We start from the raw sequence: 18,211 nt of genomic DNA, 5'->3' as shown, positions 1-18,211 counted from the left end.
CCCTTATCTGATCCGTTTAAGATCGATTGTTGATCAACGCCGGCTCAATTCGTAACGTCTCACCGTCATGACTACTGTCGTCAAATGCCCGACCTGCGGCAAGGAAGTCCGCTGGGTCCCGGAAAACCGCTTTCGCCCGTTCTGCTCGGAGCGCTGCAAGCAGATCGACCTCGGCGCGTGGGCAGCCGAAAAATACAAGATCGGGGGAAATTCCCAAGAAACGCCGCCGGAGGACGACACGCACGGCGGCCTCAACTAACGCGTAGCGCGTCCTAGCCGCGCGCTTCCGCCGCGAGCCATTCCAGCACCGGAATCGCCGCCGGCAACAGCGGCGCGACATCCACCGGCAACGTCTGCCACGCGATAGCCTGCCCTTCGCGGCCAAGCGGCATGCCGTTCCATTGCGTCACCTTGCAAAAGAAGAGCCGCACGTAGGCATGCGGGTAGTCGTGCTCGAGCGTGCGCCACAGTTCGCACGCTTGGACGTCGATGCCGAGTTCCTCGTGCAGTTCGCGCGAAAGCGCCGCTTCCACGCTCTCGCCCGCCTCCAGCTTGCCGCCCGGAAACTCCCAGTAGCCCTCGTAGGGCTTGCCCTGTGGACGTTGCGCGAGCAGATAGTGCCCATCTGACTGAACCATCACGCCGACGGCGACTTCCGTCACCTTGCGGCCATCGGGCGCCAGATCGCTTTCGACGTCCTTCGCGACGCTCATTGCTTGCGGCCCGACCAGTCGCGCGCGAACTGCCACGCAACGCGCCCCGAGCGCGACCCGCGCTCCAGCGCCCAGACGAGCGCATCGCCGCGCGCGCTTTCGATCTCGGCGGCATCGCAGCCGAAATGCTTCAGCCAATGCCCGACGATCGCCAGATAGTCGTCCTGCTTGAACGGATAGAAGCTCACCCACAAGCCGAAGCGCTCGGACAGCGAAATCTTCTCTTCGACCACTTCGCCGGGATGAATCTCGCCATCGGACGTGTGCTTGTACGTCTCGTTGTCGCTCATGTATTCGGGCAGCAGATGGCGGCGGTTCGACGTCGCGTAAATGAGCACGTTGTCCGATTGCGCGGCCACCGAACCATCCAGCGCAACCTTCAGCGCCTTGTAACCGGATTCGCCTTCCTCGAACGACAAATCGTCGCAGAACACGATGAAGCGCTCCGGGCGCGCGGAAATGAGATCGACGATATCGCCGAGATCGTGCAGATCGTCCTTGTCGACCTCGATGAGACGCAGGCCGTCTTTTGCATACGCATTCAGACACGCCTTGATGAGCGACGACTTGCCCGTGCCGCGCGCGCCTGTCAGCAGCACGTTGTTGGCGGGCTGCTTGTTCACGAACTGCCGCGTGTTCTGCTCGATCAGCCCCTTCTGGCGCTCGATGTTCTGCAGGTCATCGAGCGTAATCTGCGAGATGGCGGGCACCGGCTGGAGATAACCGCGCCCTTGCCGCTTGCGCCAGCGAAACGCCACGGCCGATTCCCAGTCGATGTCGGGCGCCGCCGGCGGCAACATGCCTTCGATGCGCGCCAGCACCGCTTCGGCGCGCGTGAGGAATTGTTCGAGTTTGTCCATGTCGATTTCTTTGCGCGCCGTCGATGCGCGTTAGGAGCGGTAATCCGCGTTGATGCTGACGTAGTCGTGCGAAAGGTCGCAGGTCCACACGGTCGCTTGCTGCTGGCCACGGCCAAGCAGCACGCGAATGGCGATTTCGCTTTTCTTCATCACGCGCTGGCCGTCTTCCTCACGGTAGTCGGGATTGCGCCCGCCCGCTTTGGCGACGAGTACGTCGTCGAGATAGAGGTCGATCTTGGCTACGTCGAGATCGGTCACGCCCGCATAGCCGATGGCGGCGAGGATGCGACCGAGATTCGGGTCCGACGCGTAGAACGCGGTTTTCACAAGCGGCGAATGACCGATCGCGTAGGCAATCTGGCGGCACTCAGCCACGTCCTTGCCGCCTTCGACCGTGATCGTCATGAACTTGGTCGCGCCTTCGCCGTCGCGCACGATGAGTTGCGCCAGTTCCTGAGCCACCGCCGTGACCGCATCGCGCAGCGCGGCATACGCGGGCGCATCCGTCGACGCGATCGCGGGCAGGCTCGACTTGCCCGACGCGATCAGGATGAACGAATCGTTTGTCGACGTATCGCCGTCGATGGTGATGCAGTTGAACGAGCGGTCCGCCACGTACTTCGCGAGTTCGTCCAGCACGGGCTGCGCGACGGCGGCATCGAAAGCGAGAAAGCCGAGCATGGTCGCCATGTTCGGCCGGATCATGCCCGCGCCCTTGCTGATGCCCGACAGCGTGACCGTGTGCCCGTCGATCTGCACCTTGCGCGACGACGCTTTCGGCAGCGTGTCCGTGGTCATGATCGCCTGCGCGGCGTCGAACCAGTGCGCGGCCTGGCTGTTCGCGAGCGCGGCGGGCAGGCCGGCTTTCAGTCGATCGATCGGCAGCGGTTCGAGAATCACGCCCGTCGAGAACGGGAGAATCTGCTGCGCGTCGAAGCCCGCGAGACGCGCAAGTTCAGCGCAGGTCTCGCGCGCGTGCGCCGTGCCCGGCTCGCCCGTACCCGCATTCGCATTGCCCGTATTGACGACGAGCGCGCGGATGCCTTTGCCGCCCGCGCGGACCGCGTCGAGATGCTCGCGGCAGACCGTCACCGGCGCGGCGCAGAAACGGTTTTGCGTGAACACGCCCGAGACCGTCGCGCCTTCGTCGACGCGAATCACGAGCACGTCCTTGCGATTGGGCTTGCGGATATTCGCTTCGGCCCAGCCTAGCGTGACGCCGGCGACGGGATGAAGCGCGGCGGGATCGATCGAGGGGAAGTTGACAGCCATGTTCGCGACTCTGCTGTTGGTGGCGGAGCCGGCTCGGGAACGCCGGCTCGCCTTGGAAGACTGACGCCGCCTTGCATCGAGCGACGCCCGCAAAGACAAACGACGCATCGCTGCGTCGCTTGCCGGGTTGTCGAACGGAGAGCTACTTATGCCAGCTTGCCGTGACAGTTTTTGTACTTCTTGCCGCTGCCGCACGGGCATGGGTCGTTGCGGCCGACCTTCGGCACGTCGTCGGCGGGGCGCGTGGCGACGGAGACGTCGTCGCCGGCGGCCATCGCCTGATTGATCATCTGCGCCGTGGCCGTCGCGGCGGCGGCAGCGGCCGGCGCGGGTGCTGCGGGCGCGTTGAAGTCCGCGTGCGTGAACGACACGTTCTCCAGATGACTGCCCTTTTCTTCGTACTGCTCGGCGGCCTCTTCCAGTTGCTCCGGCGACTGGATCTGCACGTTCATCACGACGCGCGTGACTTCCTGCTTGACGGCATCCAGCATGGCGGCGAAGAGTTCGAACGCCTCACGCTTGTACTCCTGCTTCGGGTTTTTCTGCGCGTAGCCGCGCAGATGAATGCCCTGACGCAGATGGTCGAGCGCGGCAAGATGCTCGCGCCAGCGGCTATCGAGCGTTTGCAGCATGATCGAGCGCTCAAATGCGCTGAACGATTCGCGGCCCACGAGCGCGACCTTCGCTTCGTAGGCTTCGTCGGCGGCGGCGAGCACGGCTTCGCTGATCTCTTCCGCGTCGATCGACGTCGATTCGTTGATCATCTCCTGGATCGCGAGATCGAGCGACCAGTCGTTGCGCAGCACTTCTTCCAGTTCTGGCGCGTCCCACTGCTCTTCGATGCTGCCCGCCGGAATGAACGTGTGGACCAGATCGGTGATCACGCTGTGACGCATGGCCGCGATGGTTTCCTGCACGTCGTTGGCTTCGAGCAGTTCGTTGCGCTGCTGATAGATGACCTTGCGCTGGTCGTTCGAGACGTCGTCGTATTCGAGCAGTTGCTTGCGGATGTCGAAGTTGCGCGCTTCCACCTTGCGCTGCGCACCTTCGATCGAACGCGTGACCATGCCCGCTTCGATCGGCTCGCCTTCCGGCATCTTCAGGCGATCCATGATCGCGCGCACGCGGTCGCCCGCGAAGATGCGCAGGAGCGGATCGTCCAGCGACAGATAGAAGCGCGACGAGCCCGGATCGCCCTGACGGCCCGCACGGCCGCGCAACTGGTTGTCGATACGGCGCGACTCGTGCCGTTCCGTGCCGATGATATGCAGGCCGCCCGCCGCCTTCACGTGGTCGTGCAGCGCCTGCCATTCGTCGTGCAGCTTCTGGATGCGCGCGGCTTTTTCGTTCTCGGGGATCGAGAGATCCGCCTCGATGAACGACGCCTGCTTTTCGACATTTCCGCCAAGCACGATGTCCGTGCCGCGGCCGGCCATGTTCGTCGCGATGGTGACGGCTCCCGGACGCCCCGCTTCCGCGACGATCGCCGCTTCGCGCGCGTGCTGCTTCGCGTTCAGCACTTCGTGGCGGATGCCTTGCTGCGCGAGCAGTCCGGACAACAACTCGGACGCTTCGATCGACGTCGTGCCGACGAGCGTCGGCTGGCCGCGCTCGACGCAATCGCGAATATCGCGGATGACGGCGTCGTAGCGTTCCTTCGAAGTCTTGTAGATCTGGTCCTGCTTGTCCACGCGCTTCGGCGGACGGTTGGTCGGAATCACGACCGTTTCGAGGCCGTAGATTTCCTGGAACTCGTACGCTTCCGTGTCGGCCGTGCCGGTCATGCCGGACAGCTTCGCGTACATGCGGAAGTAGTTCTGCAGGGTGATCGAGGCGAGCGTCTGGTTCTCGGCCTGAATCTGAACGTGTTCCTTCGCTTCGACGGCCTGATGCAAACCATCCGACCAGCGGCGGCCGGTCATCATGCGGCCGGTGAATTCGTCGACGATGACGACTTCGCCGTTCTGCACCACGTAATGCTGATCGCGATGGAAGAGCGTATGCGCGCGCAAGGCGGCATAGATGTGGTGCATCAGCGTGATGTTCTGCGGCGCGTAGAGGCTCTCGCCCTCGCCGATCAAGCCCCATTCGGCGAGCAGGCGCTCCGCCTTTTCGTGGCCCGATTCGGTGAGAAACACCTGACGCGCTTTCTCGTCGAGCGTGTAGTCGCCCGGCTTTTCGACGCCCGTGCCATCCGCCTTTTCTTCGCCGATCTGCAATTCGAGCAGCGGCGGCAGCGCGTTCATGCGCACGTAAAGCTCGGTGTGGTCTTCGGCCTGACCGGAGATGATGAGCGGCGTGCGCGCCTCGTCGATGAGGATCGAGTCCACTTCGTCGACGATGGCGAAGTTGAGCGGCCGCTGCACGCGCGCATTGGTCTCGTAGACCATGTTGTCGCGCAGGTAGTCGAAGCCGAATTCGTTATTCGTGCCGTAAGTGATGTCGGCGGCGTACGCTTCCTGCTTCTGCCCGTGCTCCATCTGCGACAGATTCACGCCGCACGAAAGCCCGAGGAAGTTGTACAGGCGCGCCATCCACTCGGCGTCGCGCTGCGCGAGGTAGTCGTTCACCGTCACGACGTGCACGCCGCGGCCCGACAGCGCGTTCAGATACGCGGCGAGCGTGGCGACGAGCGTCTTGCCCTCGCCCGTTCGCATTTCCGCGATCTTGCCGTAGTGCAGGACCATGCCGCCGATCAGCTGGACGTCGAAGTGACGCATCTTCAGGACGCGCCGGCTTGCTTCGCGGCACACGGCGAACGCTTCCGGCAGGATGACGTCCAGTGACTCGCCGCCCGCGACACGCTTACGGAACTCGTCCGTCTTCGCGCGCAACTGATCGTCCGAATACTTCTCGACGGTCGGCTCGAGCGCGTTGATCGCCGCAACGGTCTTTTGGTACTGCTTGACCAGCCGCTGATTGCGGCTGCCAAAAATCTTCTGAAGGAAACCGGTCGTCATCGGATCAGTGTCTGCGTCGCGGCTCCGGACGGGCGGCAGCGCCAAGCTGCGTCCGGGCTCGGGAAACCTCGGCGACTTAAGTCCATTGGGTGAAATCGAATCGGGAATTTTAGCACGCGAGCTAGTCACACCTTGCGTCGGCGTTGGAGTTCGGGCGCCGGCGCAACGCGACAGTCAACCGGTTGAAAGCTCCGCGCCACGGCCTTTTGCGGCGGGCGCCCGCGCGTGGCGAAGGAGAGCCTCGCGGTACAATCGGACATGTCGCGTCCCGCGTCCGCTGATTAAAAAATGAGCCGTTTTTCTACAAATTCAAGGTCCGGGCCACAGCGGTTCGATCCGCGCCGCCCGCAAGCCCTCGCCGACGTGCTCGATCGCACCGATGCGTTTCGCGCGTTGCGCGCGGGCGTCGAGCAGGTGGCGGCGTTGCAGCGCGACCTCAACGCGCTTCTGCCGGACTATCTGGCGGCGAACGTGGAGCCCGGCTTCATCAAGGACGGCGTGCTAGCGCTGTTTGCCGCGCACAACGCGCTCGCGGCGCGTCTGCGTCACATCGAGCCGCGTCTTCTCGCCGATCTCCAGCAGCGCGGCTGGGCGGTCGATTCGCTCAGAATTCGTGTGCGCCCGCAGCCAGTCAAAGACGCGCCGCCGCCGAAGCAGGCGCGCATGTCGGCGGCGGGCGCCTCGGCGCTTCAGGATCTCGCGGAATCGCTCGCGCCGTCGCCATTGCAGGAAGCGCTCGCGCGGATGGCGGCGCGTCATCAGGCGCGCGGGCAAAAAAAATGAGCGGCGTTTTCACGGCCGCTCATTCGGTGCTTCCTGGCGTCTGACCGTAGTCAGGCGAACGCCGTCTGCGTATCGAACGCGAAGCCGCGCGGCGCTTTCTGCGTGTCCTCGAACGTGACGATCTCGTAAGCGCCCTCGTTCGCGAGCAGTTCGCGCAACAGCATGTTGTTCATCGCATGGCCGCCCTTGTACGCCGTGTAAGACGCGAGCAGCGGATGGCCCACTACGTACAGGTCGCCAATCGCGTCGAGCATCTTGTGCTTCACGAACTCGTCGTCGTAGCGCAGGCCGTCGTTGTTGAGAATGCGGTATTCGTCCAGCACGATCGCGTTGTCCATGCTGCCGCCGCGCGCGAGTCCCAGCTCACGCATCATTTCCACTTCATGCGCGAAGCCGAACGTGCGCGCACGCGCGATTTCGCGCACATACGACGTCGTCGCGAAATCGACTTCCAGCGCCTGCCCGGTCTTGTCGACGGCGGGGTGACGGAAATCGATGGTGAAGCTCAGCTTGAAACCGAAATACGGATCGAGGCGCGCGAACTTGTCGCCGTCGCGGACTTCGACGGGCTTCGTCACCTTGATGAATTTCTTCGGCGCGTTCTGCTCTTCGATACCCGCCGACTGGATCAGAAACACGAAGGAAGCAGCGCTGCCGTCCATGATCGGGATTTCCTCGGCAGTGACATCGACATACAGGTTGTCGATGCCGAGACCCGCGCACGCCGACATCAAGTGCTCGATGGTCGATACACGCGCGCCGTCCTTCTGGAGCACGGATGCCAGGCGCGTGTCGCCGATCGCCATCGCGGACGCGGGGATATCGACCGGCTGCGGCAGGTCGATGCGCGAAAACACGATGCCCGTTCCAACCGGCGCCGGGCGCAGTGTCAGGTTCACCTTGCGCCCCGAATGAAGCCCGATTCCCACGGTTTTGACGACAGTCTTGATTGTTCGCTGCTTCAACATGATTTTATTTTTCCGATAGCAATTCCCAATAAAGAGAATTAATCGTTCATTGAATTCCGATAGGCCGAAGTATACTCCATTCGGCGTTTGCCGTCCCAAACCAAGAGGTATCAACTGTTTCCCTGTGTTACGCCGGAGCGTTGGGACAGTCAAGTAGAACGGGCCGATGACCGGAATGGAGGCATTTCCGGTCATCGGCCCCAAGTTGCCGCCGAATGCGAGGGCGTCTTTAGGCGTTGCGCAAAGGCAACGCGACACCACTGCGCTCAGCGCAACGTCGCCAGGATGCTTCGGGCATCGCTGACTTCGAACTTGCCGGGCGCTTCGACAGCGAGCGTCTTGACCACGCCGTTGTCGACCACCATCGCGTAGCGCCGGGAACGGATTCCCATGCCACGCTCGGACAAATCCTGATCCAGTCCGAGTGCCTGAGTGAAGCGCGCACTGCCGTCCGCGATCATCTTCACCTTGCCCGCGGCTTGAAGATCGCGTCCCCACGCGTTCATGACGAACGCATCGTTGACGGAAACGCACCAGATTTCGTCGATGCCGGCGGCGAAAAACGCCTCCGCCGCTTCGACGTAGCCCGGAACGTGTCTGGCGGAACACGTCGGCGTGAACGCGCCCGGCAATCCGAAGATCGCCACGCGCTTCGCCAATGCCCGCTCGCGCGCCGAGAACCCGTTCGGTCCTGCGGCACAGCCCTCGCTCGCCACTTCGATGAACTCGAAGAGACGCGCATCGGGCAACGTTTCACCCACTTCGATCATGCTCGGTCCTTCCCTCGTCAGAGCCCGGACATCCTTGCAACTCCATCGTCCCGCAGGCTTGGCCGCGCGCATCGACGATTCAGGTTTCATTTGCTCATCGACAAATTTCGTGGAGGTCGGCTGGCCACGGCCTGGCGTCTTTTCCGACGCGGCCTTGGACAGTCGCCCCACGCGAAACCTGCATCGCCGGGTAACGTCGGCGCAGGTCCGCGGTGGCTGCGGTTGCTCGTTCCAGCGAGCAAGCAGCGCCGCGTGACCTTAGTCCGCTTGCTTGCGCAGGAACGCCGGGATGTCGTAAGTATCGACGCCCTTTTCCTGCAACGCCTGCACGTGCGATGCCGCCGTTTCGCGCGACGAACGCCACACTGCCGGCGTGTCGAGCGAGCCGTAATCCGTCGTCTGACCGTGCTGCGGCGCATACGTGCTGTGCGACGCGTGCGCGACCGGCTGATTGTCGGTGCCCGTGCGCAGGAGCGTCATCGGCGCTTGCTGTTGCTTCTTCGCCGCGCGGCCGAGGCCCGTGGCGACCACCGTCACGCGCAGGGCGTCGCCCATTGCGTCGTCGTACACGGCGCCGAAGATCACCGTTGCATCGTCGGCGGCGTAGCTCTTGATGGTGTTCATCACTTCGCGCGTTTCCGACAGACGCAGCGAACGGCTCGAGGTGATGTTCACCAGCACGCCGCGCGCGCCCGACAGATCCACGCCTTCCAGCAGCGGGCTCGCCACGGCCTGTTCAGCCGCGAGACGCGCGCGATCGACGCCGGCGACCGTCGCCGTGCCCATCATCGCCTTGCCCTGCTCGCCCATCACGGTCTTCACGTCTTCGAAGTCGACGTTCACGAGACCGTCCACGTTGATGATTTCCGCGATGCCGGCGACAGCGTTGTTCAGCACGTCATCCGCGCACTGGAAGCACTTGTCCATCTCGGCGTCGTCGCCCATCACCTCGAACAGCTTGTCGTTCAGCACGACGATCAGCGAATCGACGTGATCTTCCAGTTGCTGCGAGCCGGCTTCCGCCACGCGCATGCGGCGGCCGCCTTCGAACTCGAACGGCTTGCTCACGACGCCGACGGTCAGAATGCCCATTTCCTTCGCGATTTGCGCGACGACCGGCGCCGCGCCCGTGCCCGTGCCGCCGCCCATGCCCGCGGTGATGAACACCATGTGCGCGCCGCGCAGTGCATCCGCGATGCGCTCGCGCGCATCTTCTGCTGCTTCCTTACCCTTCTCCGGCTTGGCGCCAGCGCCGAGGCCGGTCATGCCAAGCTGCAACACGGCGGGCGCGCGCGAACGTGCGAGCGCCTGCGCGTCGGTGTTCATCACGATGAAATCGACGCCCTGCACACCCCGGTTGATCATGTGCTGAACGGCATTGCCGCCCGCACCACCAACTCCGACCACCTTGATGATCGTTCCGTTGGTTTCCGTTTCCAGCATTTCGAAATCCATGTTGCCTCCGTCAAGAATGAAGATCGGCGTTATACGGCGAGAGATCGGGCAACCTCTCGCCGCGCGCTAGCCGCCGGTACCGGCGCGAATTATATTCATTGCTTACATTAAATCGATTGGCACTGCTTCTGTTTCACGCGAGCTTCAGAAGTTTCCGAGGAACCAGTCTTTCATTCGCGTGAGCACCTGACCCATCGAGCCGTTCTGAACCGCGACCTTGCGACCGCGCATGCGCTGCGAGCGCCCTTCCGCGAGCAGACCCATCGCGGTCGAATAGCGCGGGTTGCGCACGACGTCCGCAAGGCCGCCCGCGTACTCGGGCACGCCGATGCGCACGGGCTTCAGGAAAATGTCTTCGCCGAGTTCCACCATGCCGGGCATCATCGCCGCGCCGCCGGTCAGCACGACGCCGCTCGACAGCAGTTCTTCGTAGCCGGATTCGCGCACGACCTGCTGCACGAGCGAGAACAGCTCTTCGACGCGTGGCTCGACCACCGCGGCGAGCGCCTGACGCGACAGCGTGCGCGGACCGCGCTCGCCGAGTCCCGGCACTTCGATCATTTCGTCCGGATCGGCAAGCGCCTGCTTCGCGATGCCGTAAGTCACCTTGATGTCTTCCGCATCGGGCGTCGGCGTGCGCAGCGCCATCGCGACGTCGCTCGTGATCTGATCGCCGGCGATCGGAATCACGGCCGTATGACGAATGGCGCCTTCGCTGAAAATGGCGATGTCGGTCGTGCCGCCGCCGATATCGACGAGCACCACGCCCAGTTCCTTCTCGTCTTCCGTCAGCACCGCGAGCGACGACGCGAGCGGCTGCAGGATCAGATCGTTCACTTCGAGCCCGCAGCGGCGCACGCACTTCACGATGTTCTGCGCCGCGCTCACCGCGCCCGTCACGATATGCACCTTCACTTCGAGGCGGATGCCGCTCATGCCGATCGGCTCGCGCACGTCTTCCTGACCGTCGATGATGAATTCCTGCGTGAGGATATGCAGCACCTGCTGGTCGGTCGGAATGTTGATCGCCTTGGCCGTCTCGATCACGCGCGCGACGTCCGCCTGCGTGACTTCCTTGTCCTTGATCGCGACCATCCCGCTCGAATTGAAGCTGCGGATATGGCTCCCCGCGATGCCGGTGAACACGTTAGTGATCTTGCAATCCGCCATCAGTTCCGCTTCTTCGAGCGCGCGCTGAATGGACTGCACCGTGGCCTCGATGTTGACCACGACGCCCTTCTTCAACCCCTTCGAGTCGCTCTGACCGAGTCCGATCACCTCGTAGTGGCCTTCGCCCTTGAGTTCGGCGACGATCGCGACCACCTTCGACGTTCCGATGTCGAGGGAAACCAGCAGGTCTTTGTAGTCTTTGCTCATAGCGTGCTTATGCCTGTGATGTCTGCTTACTTCTTGGCCTTGTCCGTGTCGCTGATGAAGCGCATGCCGGCGGCGCGAACCGCGAAGCCGTTCGGGTAACGCAAATCCGCATATTCGATGTCCTTGCCCCAGCGCCCCGTCACCGACGGCCACGACGCGACGAAGCGCCGGCAACGCTCGCCGAGCGTGTCCTGATTGCGCTCGCGGCCCAGTTCGATCTGCGTGCCGTTCGAGAGCTTCACCGTCCACGCGAAACGCGGTGAAAGCGTGACTTCCTCCGGCTGCGCGTCGAGCGCCGCGAACCACTTCTGGAAGTCGTGATAACGCGCGACGACTTCCTTCGCAGTGCCTTCCGGTCCGTCGAACGCGGGCAGGTCGTCGTCGAGTTCGCCCTGATTCGCCGTGAACAGATCGCCGTCGACGCTCACCAGTTGATCGTTGCCCCACGTGCCGAGCGGCTTGTACTCTTCGAGCGTCACCGCGATCGCGTTCGGCCACACGCGGCGCACGCTCGCATGGCGCACCCACGGCATCTGCTCGAAGGCGGTGCGCGCGGTGTCGAGATCGACGGTGAAGAAATTGCCCTTCAGGTGCCCCACCACGCTCGCGCGCACCGTCGGCGAATTGATGTGCGCGGTGTCGCCGTCGATCTGAATCTCGCGCAGGCGGAACTCCGGACGCTGGATCGCGTAGACGCCCGCGGCGCAGAGCAGCGTCAGCACGAGCAAGGCGTGCAGCGCGCTCGATGCGAGGTTCATCTGGCGAACGTTGTTCCACATGGCTGCTTCGTCAGTTCTTCAGAGTGAGAGACAACACCTTCACGACCAGGTCCTTGTAACTGATGCCGACCGCGCGCGCCGCTTTCGGCGGCAGCGAGTGATCCGTCATGCCCGGCGCCGTATTTACTTCGAGGAAATACGGGTTGCCGTCCGCGTCCAGCATGAAATCCGCACGGCCCCAGTCCGTGCAGCCGAGCATGTCGAACGCGCGCTGCGTCAGTTGCTTCATGCGCGATTCCTCGCCGGCGGTCAGGCCGCAGGGAATCAGATATTGCGTGTCGTCGGCGACGTACTTCGCGTGGTAGTCGTAGAACTCGCCGGCCGGCACGATCTTGATGACCGGCAAGTCCAGGTCGCCCGCGATACAGCACGTGTACTCGCCGCCGCCTTCGATGCTCTGCTCGACGATCACGATCTTGTCGAACTTCGCCGCTTCTTCGAGCGCCGGCACGAGCGTTTCCGCGCTCTTCACCTTGATGACCGCGACGCTCGATCCTTCGCTCGCCGGCTTTACGAAGAGCGGCAGGCCGAGCTTCGCGACGATCTCTCGCGCGCGCGCCGCGTAGTCGTCGCCGCGATAGACGGTTTCGAAGGGCGGCGTCGGAATGCCGGTCTGCTGCCAGACGAGCTTCGTGCGCAGCTTGTCCATGCCGAGCGCGGAGCCGAGTACGCCGCTGCCCGTATAGCGAATGCCGTAGAAGTCCAGCGCGCCCTGCAACTGCCCGTTCTCGCCGTAACCGCCATGCAGCGCGATGAACGCGCGCGCGAAGCCTTCTGCCTTCAGATCCGAAAGCGGACGCTCGGCGGGATCGAACGGATGCGCGTCGATGCCTGCGTCGCGCAGCCCGGCAAGCACGAGGCGGCCCGAATTGAGCGAGACCTCGCGCTCGGCGGAATTCCCGCCGAGAAGCACCGCGACCTTGCCGAAGACCTTCGGATCGATGTTGTTCACTGTGTTGCTCATTACGTCGTTCATTGCTGTCATCACTGCGGCTGGCTCTGCGCGAGCCGTCCGCATACACCGCCGATGGAACCCGCGCCCATCGTGATCACCACGTCGCCGTTGCGCGCGAGCGTCGTCACGGCGTCGGGCACTTCATCCACCGTCTCGACGAACACCGGCTCCACCTTGCCCGCGACGCGGATCGCACGTGCGAGCGCGCGGCCATCGGCGGCGACGATCGGCGCTTCGCCCGCGGCGTAGACATCGGTGAGGACGAGTGCATCGACGGTGGAAAGAACCTTCACGAAGTCTTCGAAGCAGTCGCGCGTGCGCGTGTAGCGATGCGGCTGGAACGCGAGCACGAGCCGCCGGTCCGGAAACGCGCCGCGCGCCGCCGCGATGGTCGCGGCCATTTCTACCGGGTGATGCCCGTAGTCGTCGATCAGCGTGTACGCGCCTTCGGTGTCGTTCGTCTTGACTTCGCCGTAACGCTGGAAGCGCCGGCCCACACCGTTGAATTCGGCGAGCGCTCTCTGGATATCGGCATCCGCGACTTCGAGTTCAGTCGCAATTGCGATGGCGGCCAGCGCGTTCTGCACGTTATGCAGGCCCGGCAGGTTCAGCACGATGTCGAGCGGCGGCGCGTCTTCGCGCAGCGTCGTGAAATGCATGCGGCCGTCGCGGGCCTCGACGTTCACCGCGCGCACTTGCGCTTCGGCGCCGATGCCGTAGCGAATGATCGGCTTCGAGACGAACGGCAAAATCTCGCGCACATTCGGGTCGTCCACGCACAGCACGGCAATGCCGTAGAACGGCAGCCGGTGCGTGAACTCGATGAACGCCTGCTTGAGCCGAGCGAAGTCGTGGCCGTAGGTGTCCATGTGATCGGCGTCGATGTTCGTGATGACCTCGATCACCGGGAAGAGGTTGAGGAACGATGCGTCCGATTCGTCCGCTTCCGCGACGATGAAGTCGCCCGTGCCGAGCCGCGCGTTCGCGCCCGCGCTGATGAGCCGCCCGCCGATGACGAAGGTCGGATCGAGGCCGCCCGCCGCGAGCACGCTTGCGACCAGCGACGTCGTCGTGGTCTTGCCGTGCGTGCCGGCGATCGCGATGCCCTGCTTCAGGCGCATGAGTTCCGCGAGCATCACCGCGCGCGGGACGATCGGCACGCGAAGCTGCCGCGCGGCGAGCACTTCGGGATTGTCGGAACGCACGGCCGTCGATACGACGACCGCGTTCGCGCCTTCGATGTTCTGCTCGTGATGGCCGACGTCGACGCGCGCGCCGAGCGCCTTCAGCCGTTCGGTGACCGCGTTCTTAGACAGGTCCGAGCCGCTGACCTGATAGCCGAGATTGAGCAGCACTTCCGCGATGCCGCTCATGCCCGCTCCGCCGATGCCGACGAAGTGAATGTGCTTGACGATGTGTTTCATGACCTAATGTGCCTCCCGAGCTTGCGCGTTCAAACGCGCGCCGGCGACGTCGGCGCACACGCTCGCGACCCGTTCGGTCGCGTCCGGTTTCGCGAGCGCGCGCGAGCGCCCGGCCATGTCCGCAAGCGTGTCGCGCGACTGCGCACGCAACCAGCCGGCGAGCTTTTCCGCCGACAAATCGCGTTGTTGTATCAATTCCGCCGCGCCGTTCTTCGCGAGGAACGCGCCGTTGGTCGTCTGGTGATCGTCGACGGCGAACGGGAACGGCACGAAAAGCGCAGCTACGCCGACCGCCGCGATTTCGGAGACCGTCATCGCGCCCGAGCGGCAGATCACGAGATCGGCCGATGCGTAGGCGCTCGCCATGTCCTCGATGAACGGCACGAGCTGCAAGTCCTCGCCGCGCGAAAGACCGGCTGCCGCGTAGTTCGCCTGCAGCGCTTCGATATGCTTCGCGCCCGCCTGATGCACGATGCGCGGACGCTCATCCGGCGAAAGCAGCGCAAGCGCTTTGGGCACGGTTTCATTCAGCGCCGCAGCGCCGAGACTTCCACCGACGACGAGCACGCGCAGCTTGCCGGAGCGCGCGGCGTAGCGTTCTTTGGGCGGCAATGCCGAGGTAAGTTCCGCACGAATCGGATTGCCGGTCCATTCGGCATTCGGCAGAGCATTGGGAAACGCGACGAGCACGCGCTTCGCGAGACGCGCGAGCACCTTGTTCGCGAGCCCCGCGATGGAGTTCTGTTCGTGCAGCACGAGCGGGCAGCCCGCGAGCTTCGTCATGATGCCCGCCGGGAACGTGATGTAGCCGCCCATGCCCAGCACGACATCGGGCTTGACCTGACGCAGCACGCGCAGGCTTTGCGAACATGCGCGCAGCAGGTTCACCGGCAGCATCAGCTTGGTCTTGATGCCCTTGCCGCGCACGCCGCCGAAGCGCACGCATTCCATCGGGATGCCGTGCTTCGGCACGAGCGTCGCTTCCATGCCGCTCGCGTTGCCGAGCCACACGACGCGCCAGCCGCGCGCCTGCATCCAGTGCGCAACGGCAAGCCCCGGAAAGACGTGGCCTCCGGTGCCGCCCGCCATGACCATCAGCGTGGGATGCTGCGCGGTCATACTTTGCCTCCGCGCATCAGCACGCGATTTTCGTAATCGACGCGCAGCAGCACCGCGAGCGCGATGCAATTGAGCAGAATGCCCGAGCCGCCATAGCTCACGAGCGGCAGCGTGAGGCCTTTCGTCGGCAGGAGCCCGAGATTCACGCCCATATTGATGAAGGTCTGTGCGCCGAACCAGATGCCGACGCCCTTCGCCATCAGGCCCGCGAACGTGCGATCCAGCGCGAGCGCCTGACGGCCGATCTCGAACGCGCGGCGCACGATCCAGTAGAACAGCAGAATCACGCAGATGACGCCGACGAAACCGAGTTCCTCGCCGATCACCGCGAGAATGAAGTCGGTATGCGCTTCCGGGAGATAGTTGAGTTTCTCGACGCTGCCGCCGAGACCCACGCCGAACCATTCGCCGCGCCCGAATGCGATCAGCGAGTGCGTCAATTGATACGCCTTGCCTTGCGCGTAGCGGTCGTCCCACGGATCGAGGTAAGCGAAGATCCGTTCGCGGCGCCACGGCGACAGCCACACGAGCAGCGTGAACGTGCCGACCGCCGTCGCGACGAGTCCGCCGAAGAGCTTGCCGTTCACGCCGCCGAGAAAGAGCACGCCCATCGCGATAGCCGCGATCACCATGAACGCGCCCATGTCCGGTTCGAGCAGCAAGAGCGCGCCGACCGCTCCGACCGCGACGGCCATCGGCAGAAAGCCCTTGCCGAAGCTGTGCATGAACTCCTGCTTGCGCACCGTGTAGTTCGCGGCGTAGATCGTGACCGCGAGCTTCATGATTTCGGACGGCTGCATGTTCGTGATGCCGAGCGGAATCCAGCGGCGCGCGCCGTTCACGCCTTTGCCGATGTGCGGGATCAGCACGATCACGAGCATCACCAGCGCGACGAGAAAGAGTTTGGGCGCGAGCTTGTCCCACGTCTTGATCGGAATCTTGAACGCGACGACCGCGCCGACCATCGCCGTCGCGATCGAAACGAGGTGGCGCACGAGAAAGTGATAGTCGCGATACGAAGCGTACTTCGGCGAATCCGGCATGGCGATCGACGCCGAATACACCATCACGATGCCCAAGCCGAGCAGCGCGATCGTCACCCACAGCAGCGAGTGATCGTAGTCGAGCATGCGCGAGCGCGCGGGCCGCACGCCGTTGACCGCGCTGGAGATGCCGCCCGAGCGAGCGCCGAGCGAGTCGTTCGGGACCGCGTTGCGCTGGCCGGTGATTTTCGATCCGAAGCGTTCCGACCAGCTCATAGCATCACTCCCCGCGCGGCGGCGATTTCTTCGACCGCGCCGCGAAACACGTCCGCGCGGTGTGCATAGTTCTTGAACATGTCGAGGCTCGCGCACGCCGGCGACAGCAACACGGCATCGCCGGCTTGCGCGATGCGCGCGGCGGCCTGCGTCGCGGCTTCGAGCGTGGCGTGATCTTCGAGCGCGACGCCCGTCGAGGCGAGCGTCTCGCGAATGCGCGGCGCGTCGCGGCCGATCAGCATGACCGCACGCGCCCAGCGCGCGACCGGCGCTTCGAGCGGCGAAAAGTCCTGGCCCTTGCCGTCGCCGCCGGCGATCAGCACGATGCGCTGCGCGAGGCCATCGAGCGCGGCGACCGTTGCGCCGACGTTCGTGCCCTTGCTGTCGTCGACGAAATCGACACCATCGATTTGCGCAATCACCTCGACGCGATGCGGCTCGCCGCGATACTCGCGCAAGCCGTGCAGAAGCGCCGCGAGCGGCAAGTCGATCGCGCGCGCGAGCGCGAGCGCGGCGAGCGCGTTCGCCGCGTTGTGCAGACCGCGAATGCGCAGCGCGTCGGCGGGCATCAGGCGCTTCGGCACGACGTTCGGCGCGGTGTCGTCCTTCTTGCGGCGGCGCGTGGACGCGGGCTGTTCGGCGGCGTCCCGATCGACGCCTTGCGCGAGCCACGCGATGCCGTTGTCGCGCAGCAAGCCGTAGTCGCCCACGTTCGACGGCTCATTCAGCCCGAACGTCACCACGCGAACCTGCGCGACGTTCGCGGCGAGCGCCATCGTGCGGGCGTCGTCGCGGTTGAGCACGCGCGTCGTGCGCGGCCCGAAGATGCGGCCTTTCGCGGCGGCGTAAGCGTCGAGCCCGCCATGCCAGTCGAGATGATCCTGCGTGATGTTCAGCACCGCGGCGGCATGCGGCTCGAAGCTGTGCGCCGTTTCGAGCTGGAAGCTGGAGAGTTCCAGCACCCAGACGTCGGGCAGCGCGGTCTGGTCGATGGCTTCGGCGAGCTTGTCGAGCATCGCCGGGCTGATGTTGCCCGCGACCGCGACGGTCTTGCCCGCGCGCTCGCACAGAAGTCCGGTGAGCGCGGTCGTCGTGGTCTTGCCGTTCGTGCCGGTGATTGCGAGCACTTTCGGTTCGTACCCGTTTGCCGCGAGTCCCGCGAGCGCCTGCGCGAAGAGTTCGAGTTCGCCCCACACCGGGATGCCGCGCGCGTTCGCCGCCGCGATGAGCGGCGCGAGATCCGGCGCAAGCGGTGAAAGGCCGGGACTGACGGCGACGAGTTCGATGCCGCCGTCGAGCAGATCCGTGGTGAACGCGCCGCCGACGAAATCGGCATCGATGTCATGGATGACGAGTTCGGAGAGATTCGGCGGCGTTTCGCGCGTGTCGGCGATCCGCAGCCGGCAGCCGTGCCTGGCGCACCAGCGCGCCATCGCGAGGCCGGATTCACCGAGCCCCAGCACGAGCACCATCGGACTTTGCCGACCGGAAAACTTCTCGCCAAACATCGCTTTACC

Annotated in this window: 16 protein-coding genes; 2 read left to right on the top strand and 14 right to left on the bottom strand. The window is 64.5% G+C overall.

All coding sequences use genetic code 11. The annotated features are described in order from the left end of the window. The first annotated feature begins 67 nt into the window (after window positions 1-67). Window positions 68-259: a DNA gyrase inhibitor YacG gene (gene yacG / locus LDZ27_RS02425; RefSeq protein ID WP_244815158.1), complete on the top strand. Its 192-nt coding sequence runs from the start codon at window positions 68-70 to the stop codon at window positions 257-259. A 13-nt stretch (window positions 260-272) separates the two neighbouring features. On the opposite strand, the gene mutT is transcribed toward yacG, so the two are convergent. From mutT to secA, 4 genes are all read right to left on the bottom strand, one after another. Next, window positions 273-713 (bottom strand): 8-oxo-dGTP diphosphatase MutT, encoded by a 441-nt coding sequence (mutT, locus tag LDZ27_RS02420; protein WP_244815157.1) that lies wholly within the window; start codon window positions 711-713, stop codon window positions 273-275. Then, entirely contained in the window at window positions 710-1,573 is an 864-nt protein-coding gene (locus LDZ27_RS02415) for an ATP-binding protein (protein WP_244815156.1), read from the bottom strand. The genes mutT and LDZ27_RS02415 overlap by 4 nt, the downstream gene beginning before the upstream one ends. A 30-nt stretch (window positions 1,574-1,603) precedes the next feature. Beyond that, window positions 1,604-2,845: a bifunctional glutamate N-acetyltransferase/amino-acid acetyltransferase ArgJ gene (gene argJ / locus LDZ27_RS02410; protein WP_244815155.1), complete on the bottom strand. Its 1,242-nt coding sequence runs from the start codon at window positions 2,843-2,845 to the stop codon at window positions 1,604-1,606. A gap of 146 nt (window positions 2,846-2,991) precedes the next feature. Then, window positions 2,992-5,805 (bottom strand): preprotein translocase subunit SecA, encoded by a 2,814-nt coding sequence (gene secA / locus LDZ27_RS02405; protein WP_244815154.1) that lies wholly within the window; start codon window positions 5,803-5,805, stop codon window positions 2,992-2,994. 288 nt (window positions 5,806-6,093) lie between these two features. Here secA and LDZ27_RS02400 point away from each other — a divergent pair, with 288 nt between their 5' ends. Beyond that, on the top strand, window positions 6,094-6,588 hold the full coding sequence (locus LDZ27_RS02400; protein ID WP_244815153.1) for a DUF721 domain-containing protein: 495 nt from the start codon (window positions 6,094-6,096) through the stop codon (window positions 6,586-6,588). Window positions 6,589-6,638: 50 nt separating this feature from the next. Here LDZ27_RS02400 and lpxC read toward each other — a convergent pair whose 3' ends face one another. From lpxC to murD, 10 genes are all read right to left on the bottom strand, one after another. Next, window positions 6,639-7,556, bottom strand: a complete 918-nt coding sequence (gene lpxC, locus LDZ27_RS02395; protein ID WP_244815152.1) for a UDP-3-O-acyl-N-acetylglucosamine deacetylase — start codon at window positions 7,554-7,556, stop codon at window positions 6,639-6,641. Between the two features lie 266 nt (window positions 7,557-7,822). Further along, the gene (locus LDZ27_RS02390) at window positions 7,823-8,326 is read right to left on the bottom strand and encodes a peroxiredoxin (RefSeq protein WP_244815151.1); all 504 of its coding nucleotides are present in this window, start codon (window positions 8,324-8,326) and stop codon (window positions 7,823-7,825) included. Window positions 8,327-8,584: 258 nt separating this feature from the next. Continuing rightward, the gene (ftsZ, locus tag LDZ27_RS02385; protein ID WP_244815150.1) at window positions 8,585-9,781 is read right to left on the bottom strand and encodes a cell division protein FtsZ; all 1,197 of its coding nucleotides are present in this window, start codon (window positions 9,779-9,781) and stop codon (window positions 8,585-8,587) included. Between the two features lie 144 nt (window positions 9,782-9,925). Continuing rightward, entirely contained in the window at window positions 9,926-11,158 is a 1,233-nt protein-coding gene (ftsA, locus tag LDZ27_RS02380) for a cell division protein FtsA (protein ID WP_244815149.1), read from the bottom strand. A gap of 26 nt (window positions 11,159-11,184) precedes the next feature. Continuing rightward, window positions 11,185-11,937 (bottom strand): cell division protein FtsQ/DivIB, encoded by a 753-nt coding sequence (locus LDZ27_RS02375; protein ID WP_244815148.1) that lies wholly within the window; start codon window positions 11,935-11,937, stop codon window positions 11,185-11,187. Window positions 11,938-11,947: 10 nt separating this feature from the next. Then, on the bottom strand, window positions 11,948-12,889 hold the full coding sequence (locus LDZ27_RS02370) for a D-alanine--D-alanine ligase (RefSeq protein ID WP_244816013.1): 942 nt from the start codon (window positions 12,887-12,889) through the stop codon (window positions 11,948-11,950). A 32-nt stretch (window positions 12,890-12,921) separates the two neighbouring features. Beyond that, on the bottom strand, window positions 12,922-14,316 hold the full coding sequence (gene murC, locus LDZ27_RS02365) for a UDP-N-acetylmuramate--L-alanine ligase (RefSeq protein WP_244815147.1): 1,395 nt from the start codon (window positions 14,314-14,316) through the stop codon (window positions 12,922-12,924). A 3-nt stretch (window positions 14,317-14,319) separates the two neighbouring features. Then, window positions 14,320-15,435: an undecaprenyldiphospho-muramoylpentapeptide beta-N-acetylglucosaminyltransferase gene (gene murG, locus LDZ27_RS02360; protein ID WP_244815146.1), complete on the bottom strand. Its 1,116-nt coding sequence runs from the start codon at window positions 15,433-15,435 to the stop codon at window positions 14,320-14,322. Then, window positions 15,432-16,694 carry a putative lipid II flippase FtsW gene (gene ftsW / locus LDZ27_RS02355; protein ID WP_244815145.1) on the bottom strand — a complete coding sequence of 421 codons (1,263 nt, stop codon included), beginning with the start codon at window positions 16,692-16,694 and terminating at the stop codon, window positions 15,432-15,434. Before ftsW ends, murG begins: the two co-directional genes overlap by 4 nt. Further along, on the bottom strand, window positions 16,691-18,202 hold the full coding sequence (murD, locus tag LDZ27_RS02350; RefSeq protein ID WP_244815144.1) for a UDP-N-acetylmuramoyl-L-alanine--D-glutamate ligase: 1,512 nt from the start codon (window positions 18,200-18,202) through the stop codon (window positions 16,691-16,693). The genes ftsW and murD overlap by 4 nt, the downstream gene beginning before the upstream one ends. Window positions 18,203-18,211 lie beyond the last annotated feature (9 nt).

The sequence above is a fragment of the Caballeronia sp. Lep1P3 genome, assembly GCF_022879595.1.
Lineage (GTDB): Bacteria > Pseudomonadota > Gammaproteobacteria > Burkholderiales > Burkholderiaceae > Caballeronia.
Note: the sequence above shows the minus strand (reverse complement) of the source record. Positions and strands in the feature narration are given on the sequence as shown.